Source organism: Ruegeria sp. SAZD011 (assembly GCF_059612545.1).
In genome coordinates this window covers 66,334-84,389 of record NZ_JBXWQU010000043.1, presented here as the reverse complement: position 1 = coordinate 84,389, position 18,056 = coordinate 66,334, and the positions used below count along the sequence as shown (strand labels likewise).

Sequence of the window (18,056 nt, the reverse complement as noted above, 5' to 3'; positions counted from 1 at the left end):
AGGAGAATTCCCATGAAAGACTCGATTGACCTGGACGCCTACGAGGTCGGTTTCGACATTCCCGCCAAGCCGGGCATGGATGCCGCCGATATCCAGACGCCTGCTCTGGTGCTGGATCTCGACGCGCTCGAGCGCAACATCAGGAAGATGGGCGACTATGCCAAGGCGCATGGCATGCGCCACCGCGCGCATGGCAAGATGCACAAATCCGTCGATGTGTTGAAGCTGCAGATGGACCTGGGCGGTGCTATCGGCGTCTGCTGCCAGAAGGTCAGCGAGGCCGAGGTCTTTGCCCGCGCCGGCATCCAGGAGATCCTCGTCTCGAACCAGGTCCGCGATCCGGGCAAGATCGCGCGTCTCGTCCAGCTGCCGAAGCTGAGCGGGGGTGAGGTGATCGTCTGTGTCGATGATGTCGCCAACGTGGCGGACCTGTCGGCGGCGGCCACCGAAGCCGGAACGAAGCTCGGCGTTTTTATCGAGATCGATTGCGGTGCCGGGCGCTGTGGCGTGACCACCACGCCTGCGGTGGTCGAGATCGCCAAGGCCGTCGCCCAGGCGGACAACCTGACCTATCGCGGCATCCAGGCCTATCAGGGCGCGATGCAGCACATGGACAGCTTTGACGACCGCAAGGCCAAGATCGACGCCGCCATCGCGCAGGTGCAGGATGCCGTGGATGCTCTGAAGGCGGACGGGATCGAGACCGAGCTGGTGTCGGGCGGTGGTACGGGATCGTATTACTTCGAGAGCAATTCCGGCCTCTACAACGAACTCCAGTGCGGGTCCTATGCCTTCATGGATGCGGATTACGGCCGCATCCTCGATCAGAACGGCAAGCGCATCGATGCGGGCGAGTGGGAGAACGCCTTCTTCATCCTGACCTCGGTCATGAGCCATGCCAAGGCCGACAAGGCGATCTGCGACGCGGGCCTCAAGGCGCAATCGGTCGATAGCGGGCTGCCGTTCATCTATGGGCGCGACGACGTGGAATATGTCAAATGCTCGGATGAACACGGCGTGATTTCCGACCCGAAGGGCGTCTTGAAGGTCAACGAGAAGCTCAAGCTGGTGCCCGGCCACTGCGACCCGACCGCCAATGTGCATGACTGGTATGTCGGCGTGCGCAACGGCAAGGTCGAATGCGTCTGGCCGGTCTCGGCCCGCGGCCGCGCTTTCTGATTTCGGACAGGCACCGCCTGTCCGACCGGGGGGAGGGTCGTCCTTTGGCGCCATTGGTTCAAGCCCAATGGACGACGCCCCTCCAGACCTCCCCGGGATATTTGCAGCAAGAGGAAGAGGCAGGGCATGGCCCTGATGGGATGCGATGTGGATTGTTCCAGAACGTGAGATAGCCGGGTTGATGACCCGCGCGGCGGCCTTTGATGCCGTTGAACAGGTCTTTGCCGCCATGGCCTCGGGCGATGCCTGCAACTTTCCCGTGGTGCGCGAGGCCCTCGGCCACGAGGACGCGCTTTACGGCTTCAAGGGCGGGTTTGACCGCGCCGGCCTGACACTGGGCCTGAAAGCGGGCGGCTACTGGCCCCACAACCTGGAAAGGCGCGGGTTGATCAATCACCAGTCCACCGTGTTCCTGTTCGATCCCGATACCGGCAAACCCTCGGCCATGGTCGGCGGCAACCTGTTGACGGCCTTGCGCACGGCGGCGGCGTCCTCGGTGTCGATCAAGCACCTGGCTCGCAAGGACGCAAAGGTCATCGGCATGATCGGCGCGGGCCATCAGGCCACCTTCCAGCTGCGCGCCGCCCTGGAACAGCGCGCCTTCGACAAGGTCATCGGCTGGAACTACCACCCCGAGATGCTGCCGAACCTGGCCCAGGTTGCCGAAGAGGCCGGCGTGCCGTTCGAGGCGGTTGATCTGCCCGGAATGGATGAGGCGGATGTGATCATTTCGATCACTTCGGCCTTCTCGCCGTCCCTCATGGCGGATCACGTCAGCCCGGGCACCCACATCGCCTGCATGGGAACCGACACCAGGGGCAAGCAAGAGGTCGAGGCCGCGCTTGTGGCCCGCGCCACGGTCTTCACCGATGAAGTGGCGCAGTCGGTCAGCATCGGCGAGGCACAACACGCGATCGCGGAGGGTCTGATCACCCAAGCCGATCTCATCCAGTTGGGCGCCGTGATCAACGGCACCCATCCGGGCCGCACCGCCAACGATCAGATCACCCTCTTCGACGGCACCGGCGTCGGTTTGCAGGACCTTGCCGTCGCCGCCGCAGTCGTCAACCTGGCAATAGACCGCGGCGTCGCAATCCAGGTCGATTTCTGAAGAAAAAGCCGAAAACCGGCGGTGCAGGGTACAAGCTGGCGTCAGGCCACCGCGCCCTGACCGGTTGAAACCCGGTCGACTGGGGTCATGGGGGGGACGATACCAAGATCAGACGCGTGTCCGGACGGCATGCCTGGCCGCAATCGTCCTGTTGTAGCCACCTCAGCCTCAGACCTCTGAAAAAATCGCGCCTGTCCACCGATGCATCTGCCCTTCGGAACTTTCGGAAACACGCGGCCTGGTGCGCTGTTTCCATTCATCACATCTGCGGCTCGGTTGCCTCGAGAGATGCCGGAAAGCGCCGAAGGCAAGGTGCAGGATACCCGCCAACATGCGCCTGCCGAGCCCGGGATATCGTTGCAGCCCAGCTGTTGCTGGTGACGTCTCGGCACCTCTTCTCGACGCCGAGACGATCGGCAGAACTGCTGGGAACAACGGAAGCTCCGCATCGGTTCAGCGCCTTGCCGCGGGCAGAAAGCCATGCGCGCAGAGGGTCGCATGGCTTTGGTCCGGCCCATCTGAGCGGCCGAGCCCTCGCAGAAGACACTTGAAAAATCCTTTCACACCGTATTTGGAAAGGAACTCATGACGCAAACCAAAGGCATCTTCGATTTGGAAGCCAGAACCCTGACAATCGTTGATCTCGAACGAGGCCCGGCCATTGTCGTTGTGCTCTTGGCGGCGCTCATTATCTGGGTCTTGTTCCGGCAATGGGAACGCACCCGATGGTTTCTGGTAAAACACCCGTTCACGGGTGGTATCATCGAAGCCACTCTCGTCGTCTTTGCAACCTATACAATCCACGGGATCATCATCCTTGTCGGCACCTTGCCGCGCTTCACGGGCTGGACCGATATCACCCGGATCGGCGCGGAACTCGTGCTGCATCTGGGCTGGGCGGTCGCGATCGCGCGCATTGTCGAAGGCATCGTGCACAAGAAACGCGCGGACAAGCCGGACTGGCGCGTCTCTCGCCTGTCCCGGATCGGCTTTTACAGCATCTTCATGCTTTTGGGCGTCCTCGGGTTTTTCGTTTCCGATGGCAATACCCCGACCGAGTTGTTCGTCTGGACCGGCGCCACAGCCGCTGTTCTGGCCTTTGTCATGCAGCAGACGCTCGGCGATTTTTTCTCGGGGCTTGCTCTGACGATCGAGCACCCTTTCAAGATTGGCGACTGGCTGCGGCTCGAAGATGGAACCGAGGGGCAGGTCGAAGACGTGAACTGGCGGGCCACACGGCTGCGCAAATGGGACAAGACATCCTATGTGATACCGAACGGACGTCTGGCGAGCGAGAGTTTCACCAACCTATACGGCAGCCAGCACAGCTTTGCCCCTTGGTACACGGTGAAGGTTTCGAATGAACATGCGCCCGCCCTGGTGGTCGCCTTGCTTGAACAGGCGACGCGCACCTGCAAGATCCCCTCGCGCGATCCCGAGCCTGTCGTCAGATTGATGGATGCAGGCAGTTCGCCCTACACTTACATGATCTGGGTACAGTTCCCGAATTATCCGACGATGTTTGCGGGTCGCGACGAGCTCTATCGCGCGATCGACGATGCGTTGCGCTCGGCCGACATCGAAATCGCCACCGACATACAGGAAATTCGTCTGCGTGATTTCGGCAAGGTCAAGACACCTTCAGGCTAGGGCCCAGCCCCTTGGGGCTCTGCCGGTCGCACTGCACCCGCCTTGTCAATGCAAGCGGCCCAACCCCCTGATCCTGTCCGGATAATCATCGGGAAACCGCCAAACGACCTCTCCGGGAATGCGGACAAGGCCGCGTTCAGCAGGTTGCGTATCGGTCAGCAGGGACAGAAAGAGATCGCTGCTGGCCCAGGGCGAAGACTGGAAATACCAATGTCCGTTGCCTGTACTGGCAGCCTCGGCATCGGTCACGTCGATGACATGCAGTCCCTTGACCCGTGCCAGTTCCGCTTGCACCGCAGGCGTCGCCTCGCCGGGATCAGCCGTTTCGCCCAAACGCTTACGGCCAAAGACAAGCCTTGAAATGGCCAAAGCGGAATCCGTGCCGGACTGATAGACTGTTAGATCGGTGACGGCATCGAGAATTCCGTCCTCTATCGCCTGGATGAAATAGGCGCGGTCCAAATCGCTGCCGATCAGGACCAGCTTGCCAAGACGGGCGCCTTCTTCGGCGCCTAGGGTGATCTGGTAGGTCGTATCGAAGGCCAGTCGGCTGCCGGCACTGTAGCCAATCAGATGGATACGTCTCGCATTTGTAGTCGACGACAGAAAGCCAATCAATTCCCGCAGATAGCGCCGTGCGGCCAGAGCCGATTCCTGATCCCTGAAATAGGCCAGCCGGTTCGGCGTCGCGGTCCAGTTGAAGCTGACAAAGGCACCCTGATAGCCCAGAAAATGCTGCAACTGGCGGGACACCAATGTGGAATAGTCGAAATCGACGTTGTAGCCGTGAACGTAGATAAAGATATCCTTGTTGCGCGATTGGGAAAGCTGCGCATTGACCTGAGCTGCAAAACGCCGTCCCGCCGCCTCGATCTCGGCACGACTGGGCGGTGCGTTCATGTATTTGATTGCGCTGAACGGCATGATCCCGGTTTCCTGCACGCCCGCGACACGCAGGGAATAGGTCTGATCACGCGCAGCGGCGAGCGTAATCTGGCGGGCTCTTTCCCAGGTCTCGAGTGGCGGGTCCGACATCACTTCGACGACGCCCGTGCGCAATACCAACCCGCGGGTGTTGTTGTAGCTTTCCTGCGGGTCATCCGGCCCTGCGGGTTCCCGATCGGTGGCATAGAAAAGCCGCGCGCGGTCGGTGAAATTACGGTCGGTCACGTTTTCAAAAGGATCGAGCGTCCCGCTGGCAAAGACGGTCGGCGCGGGCATAATGTCGATGTTGTTATAGGTATTCGGTCCGCAAGCCGACAACATCGCTAGGATCATGAGCCTGGGAAACCAACGCATCAGATCTTTTCAATCCCCAGTTCTTGCGCCGCTTTTCAATCTCGCGGCGTGACAGAGTTCGCCTCTTTGCAAATGGGTCCGGATTGACAAACAAGTTGCTTCCCACGCGACCATCGGTACCAGTACCCTCTTTCGGGGCTGGCCTGAAGGGGCCCCGGCGAAAAGGATGTTCCGCGCCGCCGTGCGGATGCTCCACCGCGGCTCCGTACCACCGGGGCAAAGGTCTGTAGACCCGCGTTGCGGCCTTCGACACCGATAGGATGACACACCGCTCCAGCGGTTGAAGATGCGTCTGAAACGACGCGAGTCCTTGTGACCCAGCGAACGCGCTCTCTCCTCGACCCGCACATCGCTTTCGGACAACAGTCGCTGCGCCCTGCCTTTTGCGAACCGCGATTGCACGGCACTGAACGCGAGGCCCTCCCGCCGCATGGCGCGTCGCAGGGTCCACGGCCTCATTGCAGAATGGCTTGCCACGGTTTCCCCGGACATATCCGCATGTGAAATCGTGATCTGCAAAACTGTTCCAAGGCATCCTCGTTGGGCTGCACGGGATCACCCTGTATTCCGATTTCAAGCTGACCAACCCCAACCCCCTTCACATGATCGAGATGGTGATTACCCGGCGGTCAGCTCCGACGCCGGGTCACTGGGTTGTCCCTTGCACCGGTCGCATTGTCGCGACAAGTTCCGCAACCTTCAGGCCGAACTTGCGCATCTCGGACTTGTTCATGATCGCGCCATCAGCGGTGAGATACATCCAGTCGGTCGCCTTGAGCACATGGCCCCCTGCACTTTCGGGCAGGACGATCTGATAGTGGAGCTGGACCGTCGAACCCGAAATCGTGCCCTGGGCCTCTCCCACCAGATCGTCTGCGGTCGCGGTGAAGGTGTTGTCGGGACCAAGGGTCAGGTACCATTTCCGGCTCTGGGTCGTCCCGTTGGAATAGGTAAATTCCTCGGACAGGGTGCCGGTGTCTCCGTCCCACTCGCCAACCATCTTTGCAACGAAGCTGTTGGCCATCTTGCCGTTGGGTCCGAAAATGATCCCTTCGGACAGGATTTCACCGGAAAGATGCTTGTTCAGCACGAATTGCGGTCCGGTATCGGCATAGTCCTGCGGTGACTGGAACCGAAAGCTGAGCAGATAGGTCTTTACGACCATCGCGGCGACGATCACCAGCAGGGCAACTGTAAGGAGTTTCATCGGACAAGTCTCTCTTGTGGCAGCGTCAATGCGAATGCAAACGCCGCGGATTTCAGCACGCAGGGGAAGATGGCATAGGTCAGGGTCAGAGCGCCCAGGGCGCGGGGATCGTTGTCAGCGCCCGGTTGGAATCCCTGCTGCTCCAGCAGAGGCAGGGCAAGGAAGGCGGCCAGCGCCAGGGCCAGCTTTCCGGCAAAGGACCAGATGCCAAAGGCAGTCGAGGCATTCAGGCCCGCCCGGGTCAGCGCGATGCTGAACATGGCCGGCAACAGCACCATGTCGGCGCCAAGGGTCGCGCCCGAAATGGCGCAGATCAGGACAAAGGCCAGCAGATCGCCAGGCCCCAGAAAGGCCGCTCCGGCGAAACTGGCAATGGCCAGCGGCATCGCGATCAGCAGAGTTTGCCGGGGTCCGACACGCTGGCTGAGGCGGGTCCAGAACGGCACGCTGAGGCCGGCGAACAGAAAGAACAGCACCAGCAGTCCGCCCGCGTATCCGGCCAGTTGCAACCGGTCCTCGACAAAGAACAGGAACAGTGTCGAAGTCAGCGCCACCGGCAGGCTGTTGAGGACCGCCAGCGCCAGCAGGCGGAGCGCTCCCGCATCCGCCAGCGACGGGAGCGACAGGGGCCGGCCCGCCAGCACGGGCAGCGCCCAGATCGGGCGGGTCAGCAGCGCGGTCAGCAGCGCAAACCCGCCAAGCGCAAGACCAAAGGCCGGATAGGCATTGCCCGACGACCCGAGGCCCGCAAGTGCTGCGGGTGCAATGGCCGCAAAGATCACGCCCGCCAGCATGCCGCCTTCGCGAAAGGCCGCAAGGGTCAGCAATTCACCCGGCTCGCGGGTTCTGGCGAGCGTCGCGCTGCGGCCATAGAGCAGGATCATGCCAAGACTGTAGGCGGTGAACAGCCCGATCAGAATGGCGACCAGCTTGACGATGACACCGGGCCCGGCGGTCAGGGAGAACAGCAGCGGAAAGCCAAACGCCAACCCACCGGCGGCCAGCATGGCAAAGGGCATCTGTGCCGATGGCCAGCGATCGACCAGCCAGCCGATCGCCGGATCCTGAACAAGATCGACGAGCCGGATGGCAAGCAGGATGGCGCCAACCGTGCCCAGACCGATCCCCAGCTCCACCGCCGCGAATTGCGGCAGATGGATATAGAGCGGGATCCCCGCCGATGCGAGCATCATCGCATAGAGGCTGACACGGGGATAGGTCATCACTGACCCAAGAGCGCCTGCGTGAAGCGGGCCGAGCGGCTGTCGGGGCCCAGGAAGATCGACATGAAATCGCGTTTGATCCCCTTGTGGCGCAGGTCACAGGTCTTGCGTCCGTTCAGACGGAACTCCAGCCGATCCGGTCCCCGGCTGATGGCAAGATAGCTGTCACCGGGTTGGACTTCCTGAAAACAGGTCGCGAACTTGGCGGCAGGTGGCGGCGGGTTCCCCATCCGCTCCATTTCGCGCAGGGTTGCGTCGACCAGATCGGATTGGCTGATCCGGCGCTGATATGTCAGCTCGATCCCGAAATCCTGCGACCAGTCCAGCGGCGCCGCGTTGGGCGTGAACAGACGCGCCTGATAGATCGGCAGACCCAGCAGGCGGAACATGGCGGCGCCGCGCTGCTCGGCCCCCGGCAACAGCGATTGCACCTGGCTGGCGGGTGCGGCGACGGGCAGGACAAGCAGGCAGAGAAGGGCGAACAACCTAGGCATGGGCCAGCTCCACCTGCACCACATTGGTATGGCCGATCGCAAAGGAGGCAGCGCAGATTTCAAGGTAATACTGCCAGTTCCGAAAGAAGGCCTCGCCGTGGCCCAGCTCCATTATCCGGCGCTTCTGATCGGAGAGGCGGCGGGCCCAGATGCGACAGGTCTTGCCGTAATCCTGGCCAAAGCCAAAGCTGTCCCTGACCTGCAAGCCCGCCAGTTCCGCCTGCCGTGCAATCACTTGATCGGACAACAGCATGCCGCCCGGAAACACGTATTGCCGGATGTAATCCGACGAGGCGCGATAGGTCTGAAAGAAATCGTCGCGCACCGTGATCGCCTGCAACAGCACCCGACCACCCTCGGCCAGATTGGCCTTGAGCTTGGCAAAATAGCTTGGCCAATACCGCTCGCCCACCGCTTCGATCATCTCGATCGACACGATGTTGTCGTACCGGCCCTGGATGTCGCGATAGTCTTGCAGCTGGATGTCGGCCCGCCCGTCCAGACGGCTTTCGGCATAGCTGTGCTGGTTGCGCGAGATGGTCACGCCGGTCACGTCGCGGCCCTCGCTGCTGGCCTGTTCGGCAAAGCCACCCCAGCCGCAGCCGATTTCCAGAACCCGTTCACCCGCGCCCAACCGTGACAGGATACGAGCGTTCTTGCGGGTCTGGGCCTGTGCCAGATCGTCCCCATCCGGCCCGAACAGGCCCGAGGAATAGGTCATGCCGTCATCCAGCCAGAGCTGATAGAACTCGTTGCCCACGTCGTAATGGGCGCGGATGTTCCTGCGCGCGCCGCGCCTTGAATTGGCGCGCAGCATGGTATCGACCATGCGGAACTTGGCACGGTTCAACGGGCTAGCCTGATCATAGCTGCCAAGATGGTCGCGATTGCGCATGGCAAGCTGCATCAACCCCTCGACCGAGGGCGTGTCCCACAGACCCTGCACATATGCTTCGCCCAGACCGACCTGACCATGCGCCGCCATGGCGGAGACGGCGGCCCAGTCATTGATCCGCATCTCTGCCTCGGGTCCGGTGCTGCCGAACTCGTACCGCGCCCCGTCGGGGGTGCGCAGCGTCAGCCGGCCCTCACGCAGACGCGCGCAGACCGACAGGAATTCCGATTTCAGCGCCTTGTCCGTGAGTGCCATGATCTGTTCCTTTGGCTGGGTAGAGGGTGAGCGAGTTCATCATCCGGACGATCCGCATCGCGCTGGCGATGCCGTCCTCGTGGAACCCGTGCCGGTTATAGGCGCCGGCGAACCAGGTGTTGTTCTGACCCTGCATCGCACGGATCTGCCGCTGTGCCCGCAAGGCGGCCTTGTCAAAGACAGGATGCGCAAACTCCACCCGGTCATAGACCTTGTCGTCGGGAATGGGGCGCGAAGGGTTCAGTGTCACGAACAATGGGTCGGTTTCCGGGATGCCCTGAAGGCGGTTCATCCAGTAGGTGACCCCGACACCGCCATCCTGGCTGCGATAGGCCCAACTGGACCAACATTTGCGGCGCCGTGGCATCTGCCCCTCGTCGCAATGCAAGACCGCGGTGTTGGGTTGATAGCGGATGGCGCCAAGCGCGGCGGCCTCAGCCGGGGTGGCATCGCTGCCCAGAATGGCAAGCGCCTGATCGGAGTGGCAGGCAAGGATCACATCGTCGAACCCGCGCACCGCCTGGCCCTGGGCCACGACCTGCACACCGCCTGCCTGACGCAGGACCCGGAGAATGGGTGCGTCCGTTTGGATCTCGCAGCCCCGCGACCGGAGCGCCGCTTCGAGCCGGCGCACATATTCGATGCTGCCGCCCTTGACGGTCCACCACTGGTGCTGGCCGGTTCCGGCCAGCAGCGCGTGATTGCGAAAGAACTGGACCAGAGATTTGGCCGGGAACGCGTCTACATCGCCGACCGGGGTCGACCAGATCGCGCCGCACATCGGCATCAGATAATGATCACGGAACGCGCGGCCCAGACCTAGTTCGTCGACCAGTTCACCGATGGTTTTCTCGTCATCGGTGGCGGCGGCCTCGGCCCGTTTGCCGAAGCGTATGATATCGGCGATCATCTTGTGAAATTGCGGCCGGAACAGATTGCGTTTCTGCGCGGTCATCGTGCGCAGATTGTTCAGACCATATTCCAGCCGACCGTCGTCGATGCTGGCACAAAAGCTCATCTCGCTCTTGATCACCGGTACGTCCAGTTCGCGGAACAGCCGGGTCAGATAAGGATATGTTGCATAGTTGAAAACGATAAAGCCGGTATCGACGGGCTGATCACCGTTCCTGCCGGCCATGACCGTCCGGGCATGCCCCCCCAGACGCGGCGCCGCCTCATAGAGAGTGACATCATGGGTAACAGAAAGATAATAGGCGGCGGAGAGACCGGAAATGCCGCCTCCGATAATTGCAATCTTGCGGCGGGGACCTTGGGTCTGGTCCAGCATGGGCAACATTCCTTCGTGTTGTTTGAAGGTGTTACGATGGCGCTGGAGAAACGGATCACCATTTTTCAAACAAGGTCGCGATTGGGTGATCCGCAACCGGCCTGACCGCGTAATCAAGTTATGATCGAACATGTTGCAGCTCAGACCTATCACGCCCGGCAGGGGAACCTGAAGAACGCCTTCCGCTACGGGGTCGACTATATCCTGACCGATTTGGGTACAGGCGCGCCGCCGCTGTTGTCGCGCAACCGGTTCAACCTGTTCTCGATCCATGACAGGCATCACGGCGGTCCGCGTGGCAACGGGCAGGGGGTCGCGTGGTTCCGCGATCAGCTGCGCCAGCGCGGCTTTCCGATCGAGCACGCCCGGCTGTTCCTGCTGACGCAACCCAGCTTTCTGTGGTTCCATTTCAATCCGGTCAGTTTCTGGATCGCGGTCATCGACGGCACCCCGCGCGCTTTCATCGCCGAGGTGAACAATACCTTTGGCCATCGTCACTGCTATTTTGCCGCCCATCCCGATTTCCGGCCGATCCGTCGCGAAGAGGTCATCGAGGCCGAAAAGCTGATGCATGTATCGCCGTTTCAACAGGTCGCCGGAGCGTATCGCTTTAACTTCGAACTGACCGACAGCGCCGTGAATATCCGTATCGCCTATCAGAACGGCGATCAGGGCGTGCTGGCGACACTGAACGGATTGCGCCGTCCCGCGACGACTGTCTCGCTGGCCGGGGCTGCCCTGCGCCGACCGCTTGGTGCCATGCGCGTGGTCGCTCTGATCCATTGGCAGGCGCTCAAGCTCTGGGTCAAACGGGCGCCGTTCCTCAGAACGCCGCCCCCGCCCAAGCCGCTGATCTCGGACAGTTCCACCTTCAGGGGCCGCAAAGCATGAACGGTTTTGACGGCAAGACGATCTGGCTGGTCGGGGCAAGCCACGGACTGGGCCGCGAAATCGCCCGCAAGCTGGATCGTCAGGGTGCGCGGATCATTCTTTCCGCGCGCTCGGCCGACGCGCTTGGAACGCTGGCGGCAGAGTTGAGGCAAGCGCGCGTCGTGCCTATGGATGTCACCGACCTGCGCTCGGTCATCCAGGCCGCAGATGCGGCGGGTCGGGTCGATGCAGTGATCTACAATGCCGGTACCTATGAGCCGATGCGCAGCCAGGACTGGGATACAGAGTCCGCGCTGACGATGAACGACGTGAATTTTGGCGGTGCGTTGCGGCTACTGGGACAGGTCCTACCCGGTTTCGTCCGGGCAGGGCAGGGCGATATTACGCTGATCGGATCCCTGGCCGGATACCGGGGCTTGCCCGCGGCCATCGGCTATGGCGCCAGCAAGGCCGCGTTGATCAGCCTGGCCGAGACGATGCGGCACGATCTGCGCGGCAGCGGCGTAACGGTGCGCCTGATCAATCCGGGCTTCATCAAGACCCGGCTCACCGGCAAGAACGATTTTGCGATGCCGCAGATCATGTCCCCCGACCGCGCGGCCGAGCATGTTGTGAACGCGATGCGAAGCCGCAGGTTTCGAACCGATTTCCCGCGCCCCTTCTCTTGGGCGATCAAGCTATTGGACGTGCTGCCCGATTGGCTGGTCTATCGCGGTGGATGAGAGGGATGCGGGTGGGTATCCGCCCCCATCCGGTCCTAGATTCTGAACAGCGGTTGCAACAGTCGCGGCATGAAGGCGTTGAAACGCAAGGGCGCATCCGTTGCGGCAAGGCAGATGCACGGATCTCCGGCATCCGCGACGGGCGTGTGCTCCAGATCCTCGTCGCCGATCTCGACGTCGCCCACGGCAAAACGTCCGGCTTCGTCGCTGAAACTGCCCTGCAGAACAAGCGTCAGCTCCAGCCCGTTGTGGCTGTGATCCGGCACCGCCTGTCCGGCCGGAATATATAGCAGCCGCGCCGATCCGCCATCGCCCTCGAACAGGATGCTTTGCCTGACACCCATGCCAAGCGTTTTCCACCGGGGTGCTCCGCCTTTGAGGGCCTGCATCACGGGACCGGGGTAGATCCCGGTGGCATCATAGACCGGTTCAGGTGTGACCGGCTCATCCAGCAGGGCCAAGACATTTGCCTTGAGGTCGCCGGAAATGCTGGCCCGTTCGGACTGTTCCAGCAACGCCCCGCCCGCGCTTTGATGCGCGCCCAGAGCCGCTTGGCATTCGCGGCAAAACGACAGGTGGCTGGCCACGACCATGGAAAACGCATGCGACAGGTTGCCCGCCGCATAGGCGGCGATCATCGCGTCGGGGATATGGTGGGTGATTGCAGGCATTCAGCGCAATCCTTTCAATTCTTTCCGAAGCTGCCCCAGTCCAAGTCGAATACGGGATTTGACTGTCCCAAGGGGAAGCCCGGTCTGCGTACTGATCTGCTGATGAGTCAGCTCGCCGATGTAGGCCTTTTCGATCATTTCTTTCTGATCCGGGTGAAGCTGTGCGATCGCCTGCTTCAGCTTTTCGGTTTCCTGTTCGAGCGCCAGGATCTGGCTTGCATCATCCTCGGGTTCGGGCGCTTCGCCCAGCTCGTCCGGGATCGGACGCTGCTCTTTCCTGACGATGTCGATATGGCGGTTTCGGGCAATCTGATAGATCCAGGCCGAGGCCTGGGCCTTGCGCGGGTCGAATTGCGCCGCCTTCCTCCATATTGTGAGCATTACATCCTGCACGATTTCCTCGGCCAGGGCAGAGTTGGCGCCGGAGCGCATGACAAATCCCTTGAGCCGGGGGGCAAGATGGTCGAACAGGTCGCCGAACGCGGCCCGGTCCCGCTGGTCGCGGACCGCAAGCAGCCAGACGGTCAACTGTGAATAACTGGTGTCGTCGGACAATACTGCCTTGCCTCTCGGGATCGCCCTTTTCAGAGAGCCCGTGCCGGTTTCTTTTTTCACGTCCAGTGTCACCATGGAGGGGATACGGGTAAAGCCCCAAACTGGATCAGCGGCGGAATGAAATTTTTCGCGCAACCCTGTCACCGCGGGTGTCACCCCCGTTTCGGGATAACGATACTGGCGGTGTCCTCGGTCAGAATTGCGCGGGCGCGGCTTCCCGCTCGGCCCGCAGGCGGGCAAGGAAAGCGCTGACCCGCGACAACCCGTCGGTCAGGATTTGCGGGTCGTTTGCATAGCCGATGCGCAGCCAGCCCTCGATATGCAGAGCGGAACCGGGTGTGAACATCACCCCGGTCTCCTCCAGCAGGCGGACACAGAAGTCGCGCGAGGGCATGTCGAAATCGTACTTCAACAGCGCGGTGGTGCCGGCGCGCGGGCGGACCCAAGAGATATCGGGTTCACCCGCGACCCAATCGGCCAGGATCTCGATATTGCCACGGGTGATGCGGTGGCTGCGTTCAAGGATGCGATCCTTGGACTCGAGCGCCATGGCAGCAAAGTAATCGTCCAGCATGCCGACGCTGATCGTGTTGTAATCGCGATGGATCGACACCGCCGCGATCAGGTCGGGATTGGCGGCGATCCAGCCCAGCCGCAGACCGGCCAGAGAAAAGGTCTTGGACATGCCGCCAACACTGATACCGCGTTCGTAGAGATCGGCGATGGCAGGGGCAAAACCGTCGCCCTGATGATTGGTCCCACGATAGACCTCGTCACACAAGATCCAGCTACCGTGCGGGCGGGCCAGCGCGATGACCTCTTGCAACAGGTCATGTTCCATCAAAGCGCCGGTGGGATTGTTGGGATTGGCAAAGGCGATCAGCCGGGTTTCGGGCCGGATCAGCGAGGCCAGTTCCGCCATGTCCGGCAGAAAGCCGTTCTCGGGCCGCAGATGCAGGATATCGACCGTGGCGCCATAGCTTTCGGGGATGGAGTAATGCTGCTGGTATGTGGGGCGGATGGCGATCACGTGATCGCCCGGTTCGACGAGGGTTTCATGCACCAGCGCATTGGCACCGATGGCGCCATGGGTCACCACGATATTGTGGCGCTGCTGATGCTGGTAGAGGGTCGAGATCGCGTCGCGCAGCCGGTCGGAGCCTTCGATGGCGCCATAGGTCATCTTCATCGCGCGCAGGTCGCCCATCACGTCGTCATTGCGCCCGGCCAGTTCCAGCAACTCACCGATGTCGAGCGAGGCCACGCAGGTTTCGGCCAGATTATAGGCGCAGTGGTTCTCGAACTCGTTCATCCAGATTTCGACGCCAAAGGGGTCTATGCGCATGGCTGGCCTTTCTTTCGGTCTGCTCGGCGGTCCGGTCCGCGGGACAGAGTTCCCAGATTTCGGCGCTGGACGCAATCTCTGCCATGTTCCGCATCTGGATCAGGCGAAGCGCGCGCGACGAAGGGGCCGTTTTCCGCCACGGAAAACGGCCCGGAAAATTTGCAATTTTCCGGTTCGGAAATCTGCGATTTCCGTTACCACCGCATTTGAGGGGTCAACTCTCGGCCTCATCCAGCAGGCGCCGCAGCCAGCGTCCGGCCAGCCAGCTGGCCGGGATGCCCAGCGGTAGCGACCAGAGGAACGCCGCCACCGGCCCCAACGGTGTTCCGCCCAGCACGCGCAGCATCAGCGCTGCCATGAAGAGATTGATCGCCACCGTCGCCGTCACCGCCGGCCACAGCAGCAGCGCCAGTTTCCAGACCGGCCAGCGGCCCTCGATGCCCGGCTCAGTGGCTGGTGCCTTCGGAGAAGGTGATCTTGTTCCAGACATTGTATTTCCCCGAGGGTTTCTTCATCGGCAGGCGGTGCACTTCTTCCAGCGTCGCGGCATCATAGACAATGACCGCACCATCCTCTTCCCAGATCGAGACCAGCGCATGTTTGCCATCACGGGTGAACTCCACATGCGCCACCGTTTTTCCCGGTGCCGGGCGCAGAGTGCGCACGATCTCGAGGCTCTGCTTGTCGATCACATGCATCGCGTCCTTGTTGGGGCCAAAGAACACATCGGCCCAGAAATAGGGGGTATTCTCGTGGCTGCGCAGGAAAAATCCCGGCCCTTCGGTGGCGATGGTGGCGATGCGGGTCCAGTTTTCGGTGTCGATGACGCTCAGTTTGCCCTCTTTCAGGTGCGGCGTGGCCATCACCCGGCGCCCGTCGCGTGCCCAGCTGATGCCCGAGCCCAGATGCGGCATGCCCTCCAGCGGCAGTTCGGCAATCTCGCGCCCGACGTTCAGGTTCACCACCACCCCGCGCACCCCATCGCGCGCGGCGCCGATCAGGTTGCGGTAATCGTCGGAGAAGAAGAAATCGTCGAGCGGCTCGGATATCTCGATCCGGCGCCGGGCGAACAGCCCTTCGGACGAGGCGATCGCCTCGACCATGCCCTTTTCGCGAGAATGGATGAACCCCTCGTAGACCGGCTCGGCATCGGGGTCGGTCGCCACCTCCCAGATCTCGGGCGCGTCCTTCAGCGCGAGGATAAAGCTCTGGCGTTGCGGCGCCTGATAGACGGCCGAGACCCGGCTGGGCGTGCCATCCTTGGCGGTCACCTTCATGACCCTCGCCACCGACAGATCCTCGGTACTCAGCAGGGTCAGCGACATCGGCAGGTAATTGGCAACGGCCAGCCATTTGCCGTCATGGCTCATGGCGATGTTGCGGCTGTTGAGCCCCGCGCGCACCCGGCCCACCTGTTGCAACGACCAGAGGTCGTATTTCTGCACCCAGCCGTCGCGCGACATGATGAAGACATAGCGCCCGTCGGGGCTGAACTTGGGGCCGCCATGCACGGCAAACGGCGTCTCGAAGCGGTCGAGCACCTCGAACGTGTCGCCATCCAGCACGCTGACATGGTGATCGCCGGTTTCTACCACCAGGGTGATGTTCATCGGATCGGCATCCCAGACCGGCGCGGCGGCGGCCACATAGTCGCCATCCAGCACCCGGCTCGCCGTGATCTCACCCTCGCCCCAGGCGGGGATCTCGGCCAGCGGTTCCTTCACATACTCCGCCAGCGCGGCGATGGCCGCTTCGTCCAATATGTCCGTGAACCCCGGCATCTGGGTCGCGGTGCGGCCCTCGCGGATCACGGCCGCCACTTTCGGCCCGCGCATCCGGCCCAGCGTCTCGGGGATCAGCGCCGGTCCCAACCCGCCCAGCCGTGCCGCGCCATGGCAGCTGGCGCAATACTCGGCATAGTCCTCGGCTGGCCCTGCCGCTACCGGTCCCGCCAGCATCAGGGCACAGACCCCGTATTTCACTTTGCTCCAAATACTCCCGCCGAAGGCTCCTCCGCTTGCGGCAGGCACAGCGGATGCGACCCCACGCGGGCGGGTGTCAAAAGAACTGATGCGCCGGGTCATGTCTCTTTCCTCGGAACGGGGTAACGGTCAGGCGGTCCGAACCCGTCACGCCGATCTCGGCATCCGACAGGTAACAGGCCGGGTCCTCGGCCCAGGGATCGCCGGTCAATTGCAGGGCGCGGATGCGGGTATTGCCGCCGCAGACATCCTTGAGCGTGCAGGCACCGCAACAGCCCTTGAGCGGGCGGGGTCGCGTGCGCAGCAGCGCCAGCATCGGGTCGTCTCCGGTCCAGAGCTGGGAAAACGGCGCCGTCTTAACGTTGCCCACGGTGTAATCGGACCAATAGGTATCCGGATGAACCCGGCCCAGATTGTCGATATTGGCCACACCCAGCCCGCTGGAATTGCCACCCCAGGCGGCGAGGTGAGCGCGGATATGCGCCACCTTCCCGGCGTCGAAATTGCGCCGCACCCAATCCAGGAAGTAACCCGCGTCGGCGTCGTTGTTGCCGGTCACAATATCCAAAGGCATGTCCTCGGCCGCGGCCACCCAGGCGCGGTCCAGCAGCAGGTCCATGGCGTGGCGGGTGCGCAGATGGGCGGCATCCTCGCCCCGGTTCTTGTCGCCACGCCCGGCATAGACAAGGTGGCTGAGATAGAACTTGTCCACGCCCTCGTCATCGCAGAGCTGAAGCAGGTCGGGCAGATGGTGCTGGGTGCCTTCGGTCAGGCAGAAGCGCAGGCCAACCTTGATGCCGCGCGCCTTGCATGCGCGCACCCCGCGCAGGGCGTCGGCAAAGGCGCCCTCGACGCCGCGGAACCAGTCATTGGTGGCGCCGATCCCGTCCAGCGAGATGCCCACATAGCTGAAGCCCACATCGGCGATGCGGTCGGCGGTCTCGCCTTGTATCTTGGTTCCGTTGGTCGACAGCGCCAGCATCGGCACCAATTGGCGCGCGCGCATGGCGATGTCGAAGAAATCGAACCGGTCCAGCGGCTCGCCCCCCGACAGGATGATCGCGGGCACCTTGAACCGGCCCAGATCCTCCAACGTGTCCATCGCCTGTTCGTGGGTCAGCTCGCCGGGAAAGTTCACATCCGCCGAAACGGTATAGCAGTGGCGGCATTTCAGGTTGCAGCGCCGGGTCAGGTTCCAGATCACCACCGGTTTCACCGGGCCGGGGCGGCGCTGGCGCACCGGGGTCGGTGCGATCAACTGGTGCATGTATTCGGTGAGCCGGAACATG

17 protein-coding genes are annotated in these 18,056 nt (G+C 62.3%); 5 read left to right on the top strand and 12 right to left on the bottom strand.

Annotated elements, in window-relative coordinates:
• Nucleotides 1-12: 12 nt before the first annotated feature.
• The 3 genes from bhcC (at nucleotide 13) to AC2FLM_RS22465 (ending at nucleotide 3,940) form a co-directional block, all read left to right on the top strand.
• Nucleotides 13-1,179, top strand: coding sequence for a 3-hydroxy-D-aspartate aldolase BhcC (bhcC, locus tag AC2FLM_RS22475; protein ID WP_496860030.1), 1,167 nt, complete (start codon nucleotides 13-15; stop codon nucleotides 1,177-1,179).
• A gap of 145 nt (nucleotides 1,180-1,324) precedes the next feature.
• Entirely contained in the window at nucleotides 1,325-2,290 is a 966-nt protein-coding gene (gene bhcD / locus AC2FLM_RS22470) for an iminosuccinate reductase BhcD (protein WP_496860029.1), read from the top strand.
• A 585-nt stretch (nucleotides 2,291-2,875) separates the two neighbouring features.
• Complete coding sequence (locus AC2FLM_RS22465) at nucleotides 2,876-3,940, top strand: mechanosensitive ion channel family protein (protein ID WP_496860028.1); 1,065 nt, start codon at nucleotides 2,876-2,878, stop codon at nucleotides 3,938-3,940.
• Nucleotides 3,941-3,985: 45 nt separating this feature from the next.
• On the opposite strand, the gene AC2FLM_RS22460 is transcribed toward AC2FLM_RS22465, so the two are convergent.
• From AC2FLM_RS22460 to AC2FLM_RS22435, 6 genes are all read right to left on the bottom strand, one after another.
• On the bottom strand, nucleotides 3,986-5,239 hold the full coding sequence (locus AC2FLM_RS22460) for an alpha/beta hydrolase (protein ID WP_496860027.1): 1,254 nt from the start codon (nucleotides 5,237-5,239) through the stop codon (nucleotides 3,986-3,988).
• A 646-nt stretch (nucleotides 5,240-5,885) separates the two neighbouring features.
• Nucleotides 5,886-6,446 carry a DUF3833 domain-containing protein gene (locus AC2FLM_RS22455; RefSeq protein ID WP_234145779.1) on the bottom strand — a complete coding sequence of 187 codons (561 nt, stop codon included), beginning with the start codon at nucleotides 6,444-6,446 and terminating at the stop codon, nucleotides 5,886-5,888.
• Nucleotides 6,443-7,669: an MFS transporter gene (locus AC2FLM_RS22450; protein ID WP_496860026.1), complete on the bottom strand. Its 1,227-nt coding sequence runs from the start codon at nucleotides 7,667-7,669 to the stop codon at nucleotides 6,443-6,445. Before AC2FLM_RS22450 ends, AC2FLM_RS22455 begins: the two co-directional genes overlap by 4 nt.
• Entirely contained in the window at nucleotides 7,669-8,163 is a 495-nt protein-coding gene (locus tag AC2FLM_RS22445; protein ID WP_496860025.1) for a hypothetical protein, read from the bottom strand. Before AC2FLM_RS22445 ends, AC2FLM_RS22450 begins: the two co-directional genes overlap by 1 nt.
• Nucleotides 8,156-9,313: an SAM-dependent methyltransferase gene (locus tag AC2FLM_RS22440; protein WP_234218733.1), complete on the bottom strand. Its 1,158-nt coding sequence runs from the start codon at nucleotides 9,311-9,313 to the stop codon at nucleotides 8,156-8,158. The genes AC2FLM_RS22445 and AC2FLM_RS22440 overlap by 8 nt, the downstream gene beginning before the upstream one ends.
• On the bottom strand, nucleotides 9,252-10,601 hold the full coding sequence (locus AC2FLM_RS22435) for an NAD(P)/FAD-dependent oxidoreductase (protein WP_496860024.1): 1,350 nt from the start codon (nucleotides 10,599-10,601) through the stop codon (nucleotides 9,252-9,254). Before AC2FLM_RS22435 ends, AC2FLM_RS22440 begins: the two co-directional genes overlap by 62 nt.
• A gap of 120 nt (nucleotides 10,602-10,721) precedes the next feature.
• Between AC2FLM_RS22435 and AC2FLM_RS22430 the strand changes: the two genes are divergently transcribed.
• A complete protein-coding gene (locus tag AC2FLM_RS22430; protein WP_496860023.1) occupies nucleotides 10,722-11,492 on the top strand; it encodes a DUF1365 domain-containing protein in 771 nt (256 codons plus the stop codon).
• A complete protein-coding gene (locus tag AC2FLM_RS22425; protein ID WP_496860022.1) occupies nucleotides 11,489-12,214 on the top strand; it encodes an SDR family NAD(P)-dependent oxidoreductase in 726 nt (241 codons plus the stop codon). Before AC2FLM_RS22430 ends, AC2FLM_RS22425 begins: the two co-directional genes overlap by 4 nt.
• Before the next feature lie 35 nt (nucleotides 12,215-12,249).
• Here the strand turns inward: AC2FLM_RS22425 and AC2FLM_RS22420 are convergent, their stop codons facing one another.
• The 6 genes from AC2FLM_RS22420 to nirJ form a co-directional block, all read right to left on the bottom strand.
• Nucleotides 12,250-12,885, bottom strand: a complete 636-nt coding sequence (locus tag AC2FLM_RS22420; RefSeq protein ID WP_234145772.1) for a ChrR family anti-sigma-E factor — start codon at nucleotides 12,883-12,885, stop codon at nucleotides 12,250-12,252.
• Entirely contained in the window at nucleotides 12,886-13,575 is a 690-nt protein-coding gene (locus AC2FLM_RS22415; RefSeq protein WP_496860021.1) for a sigma-70 family RNA polymerase sigma factor, read from the bottom strand.
• A gap of 58 nt (nucleotides 13,576-13,633) precedes the next feature.
• Complete coding sequence (locus AC2FLM_RS22410; protein ID WP_496860020.1) at nucleotides 13,634-14,785, bottom strand: aminotransferase; 1,152 nt, start codon at nucleotides 14,783-14,785, stop codon at nucleotides 13,634-13,636.
• 214 nt (nucleotides 14,786-14,999) lie between these two features.
• Nucleotides 15,000-15,275: a hypothetical protein gene (locus AC2FLM_RS22405; protein ID WP_496860019.1), complete on the bottom strand. Its 276-nt coding sequence runs from the start codon at nucleotides 15,273-15,275 to the stop codon at nucleotides 15,000-15,002.
• A complete protein-coding gene (locus tag AC2FLM_RS22400) occupies nucleotides 15,232-16,743 on the bottom strand; it encodes a cytochrome D1 domain-containing protein (RefSeq protein ID WP_496860074.1) in 1,512 nt (503 codons plus the stop codon). Before AC2FLM_RS22400 ends, AC2FLM_RS22405 begins: the two co-directional genes overlap by 44 nt.
• Before the next feature lie 100 nt (nucleotides 16,744-16,843).
• Nucleotides 16,844-18,055: a heme d1 biosynthesis radical SAM protein NirJ gene (gene nirJ, locus AC2FLM_RS22395; protein ID WP_496860018.1), complete on the bottom strand. Its 1,212-nt coding sequence runs from the start codon at nucleotides 18,053-18,055 to the stop codon at nucleotides 16,844-16,846.
• Nucleotide 18,056 lies beyond the last annotated feature (1 nt).